Source organism: Microcoleus sp. S13_C3 (assembly GCF_036700905.1).
Taxonomy (GTDB): Bacteria; Cyanobacteriota; Cyanobacteriia; order Cyanobacteriales; family Microcoleaceae; genus Microcoleus.
The window spans coordinates 1-13888 of the sequence record NZ_JAUBPT010000193.1 but is presented as its reverse complement, the minus strand read 5'-3'; the positions used below and the strand labels follow the sequence as shown (position 1 = coordinate 13888).

General features: G+C 43.2%; 9 protein-coding genes. 2 read left to right on the top strand and 7 right to left on the bottom strand.

The genetic code is table 11. The annotated features are described in order from the left end of the window. Window positions 1–96: 96 nt before the first annotated feature. From QUA16_RS32285 to QUA16_RS32260, 6 genes are all read right to left on the bottom strand, one after another. A complete protein-coding gene (locus QUA16_RS32285) occupies window positions 97–432 on the bottom strand; it encodes a hypothetical protein (protein ID WP_333057897.1) in 336 nt (111 codons plus the stop codon). Window positions 433–450: 18 nt separating this feature from the next. Continuing rightward, entirely contained in the window at window positions 451–855 is a 405-nt protein-coding gene (locus tag QUA16_RS32280; protein WP_333142078.1) for a hypothetical protein, read from the bottom strand. A 79-nt stretch (window positions 856–934) separates the two neighbouring features. Next, entirely contained in the window at window positions 935–2155 is a 1221-nt protein-coding gene (locus tag QUA16_RS32275; protein ID WP_333108394.1) for a heparan-alpha-glucosaminide N-acetyltransferase domain-containing protein, read from the bottom strand. A gap of 173 nt (window positions 2156–2328) precedes the next feature. Next, on the bottom strand, window positions 2329–2490 hold the full coding sequence (locus tag QUA16_RS32270) for a hypothetical protein (RefSeq protein WP_333108393.1): 162 nt from the start codon (window positions 2488–2490) through the stop codon (window positions 2329–2331). A 10-nt stretch (window positions 2491–2500) separates the two neighbouring features. Beyond that, window positions 2501–3913, bottom strand: a complete 1413-nt coding sequence (locus tag QUA16_RS32265) for an adenylate/guanylate cyclase domain-containing protein (RefSeq protein ID WP_333108392.1) — start codon at window positions 3911–3913, stop codon at window positions 2501–2503. Window positions 3914–3961: 48 nt separating this feature from the next. Beyond that, window positions 3962–9490, bottom strand: a complete 5529-nt coding sequence (locus QUA16_RS32260) for an ATP-binding sensor histidine kinase (protein WP_333108391.1) — start codon at window positions 9488–9490, stop codon at window positions 3962–3964. Window positions 9491–9985: 495 nt separating this feature from the next. Between QUA16_RS32260 and QUA16_RS32255 the strand changes: the two genes are divergently transcribed. Then, window positions 9986–10867, top strand: a complete 882-nt coding sequence (locus tag QUA16_RS32255) for a Cof-type HAD-IIB family hydrolase (RefSeq protein ID WP_333108390.1) — start codon at window positions 9986–9988, stop codon at window positions 10865–10867. 765 nt (window positions 10868–11632) lie between these two features. Then, complete coding sequence (locus tag QUA16_RS32250) at window positions 11633–12880, top strand: transposase (RefSeq protein WP_333108389.1); 1248 nt, start codon at window positions 11633–11635, stop codon at window positions 12878–12880. 1 nt (window position 12881) lies between these two features. Here the strand turns inward: QUA16_RS32250 and QUA16_RS32245 are convergent, their stop codons facing one another. Continuing rightward, window positions 12882–13772 (bottom strand): alpha/beta fold hydrolase, encoded by an 891-nt coding sequence (locus QUA16_RS32245; RefSeq protein ID WP_333108388.1) that lies wholly within the window; start codon window positions 13770–13772, stop codon window positions 12882–12884. Between the last annotated feature and the right edge of the window lie 116 nt (window positions 13773–13888).

Genomic DNA, 13888 nt, shown 5'->3' with positions numbered 1-13888 from the left:
ATATTTTGGCAAACCGATTCAGTCATGGCATTGTCTAGAATACATAGATGATATTTTTTGTCAATGCGTAAGTCCTAGATTATATCTTTGCTAGGATTACTGGTAGCGGGATTTCTTTGATTTAATCACCTCAATTACATTGTCGTGTCTTTGCCCTTCAATAATATCCTTGAGATGAATCTGTCCGTTGACGTACTGAACGTGGATGCGCCAGCCTGAGACTTTATCAATATCAGCACGATAAACTGCCTGCTTCACACCCTTAACTTTATGCAGTCTCGTTTTGGGAAATTGTCTCGTCCTGTGACATTCCTGGTCTTCAAGTTCTGCTAAAGCTTCCAGAAAACTAATCTTTAGCTCGTCATCTGGCAAAATTTTCATAGCTTCGTAAATAATGCCATATTCATCACAGAGAATAAGGTTTTGCGCCATAACTTAAGCTGATTATATCTAGGCAGTTTCTCGATCGCGCTGAAGTAGGTCTTGATACAAAGACTCTGCTACACCCTTATACGCTCGATCGAGTTCGTCGTGTTGAATTGCTCGAAAAAGAGTAAAAATAGCTTGCCCAAAAATTGGGTCTTCGTCAACCGCCAAAACCACTCTTAGTTTTTGAGAAATTCGTAGCGTATAAAGCGAAGACTCGTAACCATTCAGGTCTGACGATAGCGGGAGACGACGCAGCTTGCGATACACATTTGATTTTTGAGTAGGAAAAAGGCTGGCACAATAATTAATTTTTTGAATTACTTCGGCTTTCTCATCTTCATTTAGCAGCGCAATATCTTTCTCAAATTCCCTTGTTGACTCAATTAGAATATCCACGTCAAAAACCGTAAAAAAATATATAAACATTATACTAAAAAAAGCTTTTAATTGTCAAGCCCCTTGCTCACCACTTACCAGCAAACGCGCTTGTTTAACAACCCACCATTCAAATTTTAATCGCCCAACCACGGCGGTACATTCCATACAAAACTAACCACCAAAATAATACCGCAGTCACGGCAAATGCCAGAGAACCATTCAGTGGCCCCGCCCACGGCACAAACCAGTTTTCATAAATCCAACTGTAAGTTGTTGGAGCATTTTCACCAGTACCGATATGAGTTTTCAACAGGATTCTGGCGACAATACCGGAAGCAACAAATAGGAAAATTGCATTCACTCCCATGATTTCAAACGGCCTCCCCCATTTCCAATTCCGCACTTCAATTGTTTCGTAGCAAGCTGCTAGCAATAGCAAGGCCCAACCAGCAGTAAAAACTACATAAGAACTCGTCCAAAGTTGTTTGTTGATCGGAAAGGAAAATCCCCACAAGTGGCCGATTACCACGCCAGAGAGGCCGCAGATTGCTAAGTTGATACTGGTGCGGGTTTTGATGGGCTGTACGCGCAGCCATTCTCCGGTAAAGTAGCCCATTAGGACTGTAACGCTTGCTGGTAAGGTACTCAACAATCCTTCGGGATCGAAGGGGCCGCCTTTGTACAGGTGTTGGCTACCTAGAATTAGCCGATCGACATATCCTCCTAGATTCCCTTCTGGCGTGAGTTCGCCGGCACTGTACCCCCCTACAGCAAATACGGTTAGTGCGCCCCAATAGCCCAAAAGTACGGCAACAGCGAGCAGTTTTTGATTGCGGGGGGAGAGGTTGAGAATGGCGATCGCACTGAGGAAATAAGCTAAGCCGATGCGCTGCAATACTCCCATGATGCGGATTTTACCGAAGTTTTCCACTGGGGCGCTGTTGAGAAGTACGTCAAGGGCGATCGAAGATGTATTTAGCAGCAATCCTAATATAAATAGAATCGCGGCGCGGCGCGCAATTCGCCAGTAAATATTTGAAGCAGGAAGAAGAAAGAAGGAAAAAGGAAGAGGGTTTTTGGCGGATTCTGATTTTTCCTTTGTTTGGGTAATTATTGAGGTTTCTATTCCGGTTTTTGGATAATTTTGAATATATTTAGACAGCGAGAAAGACATCGCGCAGCCAACGATGAACAAGAAAAACGGAAAGACTAAGTCTGTCGGCGTACAGCCGTGCCATTCTGCGTGCTCTAGCGGCGGATACACCTGTTCCCAACTACCGGGGTTGTTGACTAGAATCATCGAGGCGATCGCAATTCCGCGAAAAACATCAAGGGATTTGAAGCGCATAAATTAAGTTATTTGTTCACTGTTCACTGTTCACTGTTCACTGTTGACGGTTCACTGTTGACGGTTCACTGTTCACTGTTCACTGTTCACTGTTGACGGTTCACTGTTGACGGTTCACTATTCACTGTTCACTGTTGACGGTTCACTGTTGACGGTTCACTGTTCACTGTTCACTATCTGAGCTGATGCCCATTTCCTAATTCTTTTCGGCCCAATGCCCAATGCCCAATGCCCAATGCCCAATGCCCAATGCCCAATGCCCCATGCCCCATGCCCCATGCCCCATGCCCCATGCCCAATGCCCCATGCCCCATGCCCCATGCCCCATGCCCCATGCCCTATTCCCTATATCTCTATTCCTTCCAGAGTCATAATGACTGCATTCTTCATCAACATATCGCACCTTTCTGCATAAAAAGCTGCTGCCTTATCATACTTGTTGACTTGCAAAACGCGCAGAAACATTTGCCTTGCTTGCGCGAATTGCTGCTGGTAGTGAAAAAAAATTCCCTGTTCAAAATAAGTTTGAGTTTGTGCTTTTAGTTCGATCATTGTCGCCGAGTCGCCATCGTAAATTTCAAATACAGCAACAGGTGTTTGTTTTCCTTTTACTTGAACGCGATCGAGAAACCGGCACTTGTAATGTTGAGGATCGTCTATCCGGCAAAGGGTTTGGACGCTAGCTACAATACTAACTCCATAAAGCTTTGTCAATCCTTCCACGCGGGAAGCTAAATTAACGGCATCAGAAATCACCGTACTTTCCATTCGTTCCGCTTCGCCAATCGTACCTAACATTAAAGTCCCCGTATGCAAGCCAATCCCTATCGAAATAGGTTGATAGCCACTGTTTTGCCTGTGTCTGTTATAAATTTTTACTTGCTGCTGCATCTCAATTGCTGCTTGCACAGCATCTTCAGCCCTGTTAGGAAACAAAGCCATAATTCCGTCACCAATATATTTATCTATAAAACCGTTGTACTCGCGGATAACCGGGCCAACTCGGCTTAAGTAAGAGTTAAGAAATTCAAAGTTTTCTCGGGGAGACATACTTTCTGACAGACTTGTAAATGAGCGAATGTCGGCAAACATAATCGTCATTTCTGCTTGTACAGAGTCTCCTAGTCTGGCATCAACGATGCTTTCTCTTTTGAGAAACTTCAAAAATTCACGGGGTACAAAACGGGCTGATGCGGCGGCTATTTTTTCGAGTTCGCTTTTGCTGGATTCGATTTGATTGAGCGATCTAAATGCTCTCAGTGCGGTGACTACTGTGGTAAATAATTTTTTGTTAGTAAGTTCTGTTTTGGTTTTGTAATCATTGATATCGTAGCTGACAATTACTACATCCTCTGGTACTTGACCGGGCTGTCCAGTTCGTAAAATAATTCGCACAATTTGATTGTTTAAAATATCCCGGATGTATTTAACTACTTCCAATCCGGCTTCTTCTGTTTCCATAACTACATCGAGTAAAATCAATGCTATGTCGTAGTTATTTTGGATTATTTCTTTAGCTTCTTTTCCTGAGTAAGCGCTGATAAATGTTATATTTTTACCTTCAAACTTAAAATCGTTTAACGCTAGTTTAGTAATATTATGAATTTCGATTTCATCATCTACAATTAATATTTTCCAACTTTCTTCTAGCGGTTTTTGTTCCGCCTCGTCTTCCTCGGCAAATATTAATTCATCGTCGCCCGCTGGGATTAATTCGTCATCGCCTGCAGCCAACAGGTTTTTACTAGCTTCTGACATATATCGTTCTCCTATATAAAACTTATATCCATGTTGGCGGTCTAATAACTAATTGCTCATTTTAGCGGGAAATTCAATCATAAACCTTGTGCCTTTATTGACTTGACTTGTGCAGCTAATTGTGCCTTTTAGTTTTTGAGTAACAAGGTTATAAATAATGTGCAGTCCCAATCCCGTGCCTCCCTGACCTCTTTTGGTGGTAAAAAACGGTTCAAAAATTTTACTGAGATTTTCTGGGTCAATTCCTTTGCCGTTATCGGCATATTCAAATATTAGCCGATCGCCCTCTAGTTTGAAATCAAAAGCCAGAACTCCTTCGTCTTCTCCATCGTAGGCGTGAATTAGGGAATTCAACACCAGATTTGTCACAATTTGACACACTACGCCGGGGTAACTGTCCACTACAATATTTTCATCACACTTAATCTGTATTTTGTGCTTAGTTCTTTTTAGTTTGGCTGTTAAGGAGGTCAAAATTTCCTCTAGATAGTTTTTAACATTAAACGTGCGTTTTAACTCGCTAGACTGATCCACAGCTACTTCTTTAAAACTGTGAATCAAGTCTGCTGCCCGCGTGAGGTTAGATAAGATCATATTACTGCTTTGCATGGCGGTATCCAGAAACTTTTCTAACTCGGAACGTTTTATTTGCCCGTTACTGTAAACCTCAAAAAACTTTGTGGCTTTTTCAGCAAGCAGGGAGGCGGCGGTTATGCCTATGCCGATGGGAGTATTGATTTCGTGGGCAACACCTGCAACCAACCCTCCGAGGGCAGCCATTTTTTCCGATTCTACCAGTTTATTTTGAGCCGATTTTAAGTCTGCTAAAGTTTGGGAGAGCTCGGAGGTACGCTGCTGTACTAAATTTTCGAGATTCTGATTGAATTGGTGCAAGTTGGCGTAAAGTTGGGCATTTTTGATGGAGATAGAAATTTGAGAAGACAGCAGTTTTAATATTTCTAACCTGTCTTGGGTAAAAGCGCCTGTAGTCAGATTGTTTTCTAAATATAGAATCCCAGTGAGTTGGCCTTGATTAATTAACGGAGTGCAAAGAATTGATTTAGGTTGAACCGCCATTATATAGGGTGTGCGAGTAAATTGTCCTTCGCGGCTGGCATCGTTTAAAACTATACTTTCCTGGGTGCGGGCGACGTAATTCACAACTGCAACTGCCAGCAAAGTGACTTCTCGATCCTCGGCTACAAAATCTATCGGAATTGATTGCATGACAGCAACGCGATCGACATCTACAGATCCTGATGCTTCAATCACCCATTGACCCTCTTTTTCTAGTATTAAAAACCCTCGTTGCCCCCCGGCATTTTCAATAACAATTTTCATCATTTTGGCCAGCAGTTTGTCTAGAACTATTTCGCCCGCTAAGGTTTGGGATGCTTTCACTGCGGTAGTCAAGTCTAGCACGCCTGCAGCGTCGTTCGTAGTGGAAGCGCTGCTGGTAGATTTGTGAGTTTCAATATTAGTTGAAATCGAGCCGGAAGTTAGCAAGTGCGAGTATTTCGATTCTAAATGCGCTGCTTTGGCTGTTGCTCCCCAGCGCTGATAGCAATAATGCGCTTCTGTCAAGTAAGTTTTAGAATTTTTTTCTCTTCCTATGGATAGATAAAATGCTCCTGCCAATTCTGCTGCTAGTGCTTGTACTTGTATGTATCCATTTTCTTCGGCTCCGTCAATTGCGCGATCGTAATATTCCATTGCTCTCACAACATTGCCCAAAACGCGCGCTTTTTCTGCCGTAAGTAAGTCGCATTTATGCTGAAGATTCATGGGGGCAGAAAGCGCTTTTTGTTGCAGTTTTTTCCGGTTACTGACAGCGTAAAAAATATGCTCTTCTTGTTGCTCCTCTGTTGCATATGGATAGGCGGCTAGGCGGGCTAGAGAATCGTAAAACTGGTATTCAGAAACATTAATAAAGCCTGCTACTCCGTCTAAATATACTTCGGCTTGCGCTGAATTTTCTAGCGCTGTAGCGGTATCTCCAAATAAATAGGCTAGTATTAATTTTTGCAAATAAAAGTGCTGTAGTCCCACCCGATCGTTAGCTTTCAACAGCAGCGACAAGAATTGTTCTTCGCTGTATGCTTCACCTAATACCAGGTGTGGACTTTCCAATTTTCCCATCAATTGCAAAATACTTTGCCGATATATTTGATTCCAAGTCAATACAGTTTCTTGCTTGAGTTGAAACAGCAAATGGTTGTAACTTACCATTTTCCGTTCCAGTTGAGGCAATTCTTGACCGATGAAATACAAAGACTGACAAATATTTACGGCTGAATATCCGACAGATTCTAAATCCCCATTTTCTAGCGCGCTTTGATAGGCCTCCTCTAATAGTGGCAAAGAGTCTTTAACGTGATGCTTGCCGTTCATCAAAATGAATGCTACTAAATTAAGGGTTTTGCTTTTGAATTCTAACGCATTTAATCTATCGCTCAAATTTAAAGCTAATTGACCAAAGCGATCGCCCGATTCAATATCTCTAACTATTCCTTTTAAAATTGCTCCGTAATTAGCATAACCGAAGGCAGAAAAAGTAGAGTTTCCGTAATTAATAGATAAATTAACTTGCTCGCACACAATCAGCGGCAGCAGCACAGGTTCAACTATAAATGTAGCTGAAAACATACTGGAAAGCACGCGCATAGTTGCTAATTTGTGCGGATTTGTCATAATCGGCAAGTTAATTAAATCTTCTATTTTTATTTCTGTTAAATAAGCGGCAGTTTTAGCCAGTGCTTGCTGAATGTGGAGGGGAATCGGCGATTCTGGAAAGTTAACTCCTAACATTTTTAGTGCTTCCCGACCAATTTTTACCGATTCTTGGAGTTGGGTTTGCATCGCACAAGCTATGATTCTAATTTCAAACACTTTGATTTTGTCTAGTTCATTTTTTGCGTGTTGCAGGACAATTATCGCCCATTTTTCCATTGGTTCAAAGTCGGTATTTAGGTAAGCAGCTTCTGCTGCTGACTCGTAGAGTGCAAGAGTCAAGTCGTAGTCAGTTTGCCAACTTTCGGGGGGAAGCAGTTCAATACCTGTGGTTAAATATTTGAGGGCAAGTTCGTAAGCTGCACTTGCTTTTGCTTTGCGGCCTGCAATTAAATTTAATTGGCATAATTGAAATTGTTCTAATTGACTGCTGATGATTTCTTTAGCTGAATTTAGTTGGTTGACGGTATCAAAAATATGCTCTTCTAATTGCTCTGGCGGTGCATTTTTTAGTAAAAAATTGCCTATCTTGAGATGAATTTCTTGTTTGTGATAATCGGATATTAAAGCATAAGCTGCTTGCTGCACTCGCTCATGCAAAAATTTGTAAGTAGCGCTAGGAATATCAGTCACTGGTAGGGAAAATTTATCGGTAAAGTCTCTAGATATTGTGTCTGTTACTTCTGTGCTTGCTGCTAGTGCGATCGGAATTTGGTAGGCGTTATTCACGAGCAAAATTAGACCGGACTGAAGTGCCTCTCCGAGGTCTATTGCTGCGGACGCCAGAGGTTTTTCGGCGATTGTCGAGATAGTTTCTAAATCAAATTTGTTCCCGATACAAGCGGCTAATTTAAGCAGTTCCTGGGTCTTCTTTGAAAGTTTCTGAATGTTATCTATCATTAATTCTACAACATTGTCAGTTATTCCCATTTCTTGTATTTGTTCGATATCCCACTGCCACTCGCCTGTAAGATGGCATTTTTTCACAATTTGCTCTGAGATTGGTTGCGCTAAGCCCGACAGGTTAGGTTCAGCTAGATCGACCAAATTATTCGAGGGTGAAAGTTTAAAGTAAATCAAACTTTTCGAGTAAATAAATTTTATTAATTGAGTTAAAAAGAAGGGATTTCCTGCGGTTTTTTGAAAAAGCAATTCTGCTAAACTTAGGGATTTTTCTGGGGCGCAGTTCAAAGTATCGGCAACAAATTGGTTGACGCTGCTTATATCTAAAGGCGAAAGGGCGATCGCCCTCACAGTACCGCCTGCTTTTTTAATTGCTTCGGCGGTCAGCATTAGGGGATGATTTGCATCTACTTCCTGCTCTCTATAAGCGCCAATTATTAATAAATATTGAGCCCCCAGGTCAGTTGCTAGCAGTTCTATTAACTTGAGAGATGCTGAATCGACCCACTGCAAGTCGTCCAAGAAAATTACTAGGGGGTGTTCTTTTTGAGCAAAGACGCGAATGAAGTTTTGAAATACTAAATTAAAGCGATTTTGAGATTCATTTGCTCCTAAATCTGGGACGGGGGGCTGCGGCCCGACAATCAGTTCTACTTCGGGAATAGCTTCAATAATTACTTGGCAGTTGCCGCCCAGTGCTTTTAAAATTTTTTCTTTCCAAACATGGATTTCTGCGGCATTTTCTGTGAATATTTGTCGCAACAAATCCTGAAAAGCTTGTAGCAAAAAAGCGTAGGGAATATCGCGCTTAAATTGCTCAAATTTGCTGTCAATAAAATACCCGTTTTGCCGCCGACTCGGCTTGTAAACTTCATATACTAACGACGATTTGCCCACACCTGCGGCACCAGAAATCAGCACGATTTCTGTGTTGCCCCGCCTCATACGCTGGAAGATACTGAGAAGCATATTAACTTCTGCTTCTCGCCCGTAAAATTTTTGGGAAATTTGCAGGTGACTTGACTGATCTTGCTCGCCGAGGGTTATGTGGGAAATTTCGCCTGTAGTTTGCAGTTGATGGAGACAATTTTCCAAGTCGTACAAAAGTCCGAAAGCACTTTGATACCTGTCTTCGGCTGTTTTTGCTAAGAGTTTTATGACGATATCGGAAACGACTTGAGGAATCTCCTTGGTTCCTACTTGATTGATTCTGCCTTCGATGCTTCTGCTTTGTACTTTTTGCTTTCTGTTTTCACAAGGAGAAACGGGCGTTTTGGCAATATGGGAGTGTACTAATTCCATAGGATCGATCGCCAGAAAAGGCAATTCGCCACAAAGCATCTCATAAAAGGTGACGCCTAAAGAATAAAAATCGGTGCGGTAGTCGATCGCCCGATTCATGCGCCCCGTTTGTTCAGGAGACATATAGGCGAGAGTGCCTTCGAGTAAATGGGGATGGCTGGGGGCGGGGTTTTCGCCCGGTAGCAGGGAGGCGATCGCAAAATCAGCAATCTTGACATCTCCAGTCTCGATATTGACAATAATATTGCTGGGTTTAATATCCTTATGGATAATGTGGTGTTCGTGGAGTTGCCCAATAGTTTCTGCTAGTTTGATGCCAATATGCAGAAATTGTTGTAACTCTAGCTGGTTGTTGCTGAGAAAGTCTTTTAGGGAAATACCACCAAAATCTTCTAAAACTAAAACCGGAAAGTGATTGTATGTTTCTATTTTGTAAAGCTTGACTATTCCGGGTAAATTCAAATTTTTGAGAATTTCTGATTCGTGCAGCAGTTGGGAGATTTGCGCTGGGTTAGGGTATGGCGGCGTGAGAGTTTTGAGGATAACGGGTTTTTGTTCCTCAAGCTGCATCCCTCGATAAATAACTGTGTGAGGGTTTGTATAAAGTTCTCCGTCAATGCGGTATCCGGGGATAGAAATCATGATATAGCAATCCTAAATCAGTTGTACAAATATGTAGGGGTAGTGCTACCCCTACTCCCCGTGCCTACCCCCCACGGATCGGGGCAACCGGGCGTGGGTTTTGCCCCTACAAAAATTACACAATTCATTTAGAATTGCTATATTTGGGGGGAATTTAAAAGATGCGGTTATACAATTTTAGATTTTAGATTGGGAATGATTGATGACATAAGGGTTTGGCTCTAACCTACAGTTGCATTCTTTTTGCACACAAGTATTATTAAGTAAGTGAAAATACACATCACCTGTCGAGGGCGGTTTTTACGGCAGTAAACTGGCTACTATTCTATAGCTTAGCTAAATCCATCCCTAAAGAGTCCTCCTAGATACTTTTTTTGTCGCTTATTTAGTTATCTATATTTTAGTCTTCAAAAAATCAGAAGTTGCACTTTGCTATCCCGCCAGTGCCAAAATAAACGGGTGCGTGCAAATCAACAGCTAAAATCTAAAAAAATCATGCAGAATATAACTGCCTCAAATCCAGCTAATGCGACCGATCGCGCTTTTGGCACCGCAGACATTCAATTGCTGGTAGTGGATATAGACGGCACGATCGCAGGTATGTCAAACGACATCCGAGAACCAGTCAAGCAGGCAATTTTGGCTGCCGAGTCGCGGGGAGTGAAAGTTGCCGTCGCTACGGGCAGGATGTACCGCTCAGCTTTGCGTTTTCACCGCGACATCGGCTCAACATTGCCACTGATTTGCTACCAGGGCGCGTGGATTCAAGATCACGCGACTCAAAAACGGCTGCGGCACTTGCCGCTGTCGAAACAAACTGCTCTGCAACTGTTAGATTATTTTGAAGAACCGCATTTGCGACCGCTGCTTTCGATCCATTTCTACATTGACGACCAACTTTATGTCCCGGAAATTACCGCAGCTACCCGAATTTATGCCGAAAGATCGGGCATTGAACCAATGGTGATTAAAGATTTGCGGCGAGATCTTCCGGGGGAACCGACGAAAGTTTTGGCTTTGTGCGAGAATCCGGGCGTACTCGACGGCTTGCTCAGCAGTATGCGGCAGCGCTACACGCCTGCGGAGCTTTATTTGACTCGATCCGTTGCTACTTTTTTTGAAGCTACGCATCCTTTGGCGAATAAGGGAGATGCCGTGCAGTATTTAGCGGAGGAACTTCTGGGTTTGCAGGCGGCGAATGTGATGGCGATCGGCGACAATTTTAATGATGTAGAAATGATTGCCTACGCGGGCGTGGGCGTGGCGATGGGCAATGCTCCTGATGGCGTGAAGGTTTTTGCTAATTGGGTAGCGCCGGATGTGGAGGAAGATGGGGTGGCGGCGGCGATCGAACAATTTGTTTTGGGCGATCGTTGATATTTGTAGCACCAATACCGCAGGGGCGGGTTTGCCAACATCTGGAAAAAATCTAGATCAACCCGCCCCGACCGAGCGACAATTTATTATTATATAACTCTCTAGTTTTGAGTTCTATGCAATCAAATTTTGATTATTAAAAAAATCCACATTTTCGGATTTTTCGAGTTCAAGTGCAGTCAATTACTTTTTTTGCAACATCGAATATTTATTTAACGAACCGCGAAGACGCTAAGAACGCGAAGGAAGAAATGAAGAAAGCGGGGCGGGCTTACAGATATGGGGGATGTGAATTATAGATAATTTAAAACTCTTAAAAATGCCTTGCAACAGAAAAAGCACCGACGACTGGCCGTGTTTCGTCTCGGTGCTTCTTCTGGTTCGCTCCTCACACGTCCATCAATATAGCTGACTCAGTGGAAGCTGTCAATAGTTTTTACCAAAGTTTTTTTTTTAGTCTTTCCCAGCCTGGGTGCAGGTGCGGTGGAGCGAGCTATAACCTTTGGAAGGCAAGGGTTTTGGTCGATCGCCCTCTCCCTTGCCTTCACCAGAAAAATTTTACCTATAACAGCAAGAAAGCTCACACTGTACCTGTACCCAGCAGGTCAGTGTTGAGATGAATTGCGCGTGAGTTGACGACAGTCCTCGGACAATGCGATAGCTTTCGTTCGAGGACAGGTCGGAAACGAGCCAAATATTTGTTGTGAGTTGACATATTTTTAATTTATGTTACCATGAATATGTAAACACGGTAAGGTCGATGCCATGTACAGAGCAGTGAAAATCAGAATTTATCCTACCGACGAGCAGGAATCCTACTTGGCTCAATGTTTTGGCAATACTCGATGGTTGTGGAATTATATGCTCAATGCCACTACTACCGCGTATAAAGAAACTAGGAAAGGTCTTTCTAAAGCTGCGATGGACAAGTTGCTTCCTGGTTTGAAAAAGGAATATGAATGGTTGGGACAAGCTTATAGTCAGGTCTTACAACGAGTAACATTTAATCTTTCAAGTGCGTTTGTCAATTTTTTTGAGGGACGCGCTAAATTTCCGAGATTCAAATCTAAACATGGTAAGCAATCGATTCAATATCCCCAAAATGTGAAACTAATGCCACAGGATTCTGTAATCAAGTTTCCTGGTAACTTGGGGTTAATGAAAACCGTGTTTCACCAAGACCTTCCTGATGCTAAATTCACGACTGTAACCATATCGAGAAACGCAGATGGTAGGTACTATGCTTCTATTCTTTTTAACCAAGAAGATACGCCCGCCGTCGCAATTAGAGAAGCTATCGGTGTTGATTTGGGGTTGAAAAACTTTGCTATAACTTCAGAGGGTTCAAAATACGACCTACCTAAGAAGCAATTGGCTAAGTTAGAAAGGAATAGAAAACGCAAACAAAAGAAATTAGCCCAAAAGACGGATAAAACCTCTAACAAGCGTCGCAAGGCTAAACTTTTAGTTTCCAAAGTCTCTAGCAAAGTAGCTAGAGTAAGACAAGACTTTTTACACAAGCTATCTCGCAAAATAGCCTACGAAAACCAAGTTATTTGTGTAGAAGATTTGGCAGTTAAGAATCTGGTTAAAAATCCCAACTTGGCAAAAGCAATATCAGACCAAGGATGGGGAATTTTTCTAACCATGCTCAAGTACAAAGCCGAGAGATTTGGTCACACCTACCAGGAAATAGGGCGGTTTTTCCCATCTTCTCAACTTTGTAGCGAGACTCTACTACCCATCCCCATACTGCAAAAAGGATATGATTCATTGGGTGTAAGACTTGTAGATTGTCCTCACTGTCTGCATCGCCATGATAGAGACATCAACGCTGCAATAAATATTAAAAACGAAGGCTTGCGAGTTTTGGCGTTAGGAACTAGCGCTTCTGCCCTTGGAGGGGATGTCAGACCAAGGTCATCAGGACGTAAAAAATCCATGAAGGCTGAGGCAATCCCCGTTGAATTGGGAAGTCCACACCCTATCTGTACTCAGATGGGTGTTGGGTAGTTCACTTCAATTCCAGCAGCCAGTCCAAAATCAGAGCGTTGACTTCACTCGGCCGCTCGTCGTGGGGACAGTGGCCTGTGTTGGGAATGGAAACAAATTTCACTGGTTTATCGTTGGCGGCCAATTGTTGATAAATCTGGCTGCCGGCGATGGGTGTCCAGGGGTCGTCTGCGCCCCAAAGTACCAATAACGGACGATCGACTTTGGGCAGCAATTCTGACGGTTGAGGGCCTGGAGGGGCTGTGAGAATCGAGGCAAACACTTGTTGAGCTCCGGGCTCGCAGGAGGGGGCGTGGAGGAGTTCTACGAGTTCGTCAGTGATGGCTTCGCGGTTCCCGTAGACTTGGCGCAGGGTGTTGCGGATGCGGTGTTTTTGGCGGATGTTGTTGAATACAAAGGGGCCGATCAGGGGCGATCGAACTAATTTAGTAAAAGTCCCCATCACTACTCGCAGCGGGAAATTTAGTTCGTCGGGCCGGTGGTTGAGCCCGCCAGCACAGTTGATTAAGACACCGCCGGCTGATATTTCGGGATGGTTGGCGACTACCATCAAACTCAGCAAAGCGCCGATCGAATTCCCGACAAATACCGCCGGTTCTAGTACCATATCCGCCCAGAAATCAGTCAGCAATTCTTCCCACAATTCCAGAGTGTAATCTAGGGCTGGTTTGGCGGAAGCACCAAATCCCAGCAAGTCCAAAGCGAATACGCGATAGCCGCCGGCCGCTAGTGGGGGGATATTTTGTCGCCAATGTCCGATCGAAGCCCCAAATCCGTGAATCAAGATCAGAGGGCGGCCGGTTCCTTGGACGGTATATTGGATTTTGTGACCTTTCCAAGTCCAAATTAGCTTTTCAAAACTCGTTGCAGATACTAATTGTTGTGCAGTCACGGCTATTATGTAAAGTTTCGTTAACTACTTTCATCATAGCAGTTGTCAGTTGTCAGTTGTCAGTTGTCAGTTGTCAGTTGTCAGTTGTCAGTTGTCAGTTGTCAGTTGTCAGTTGT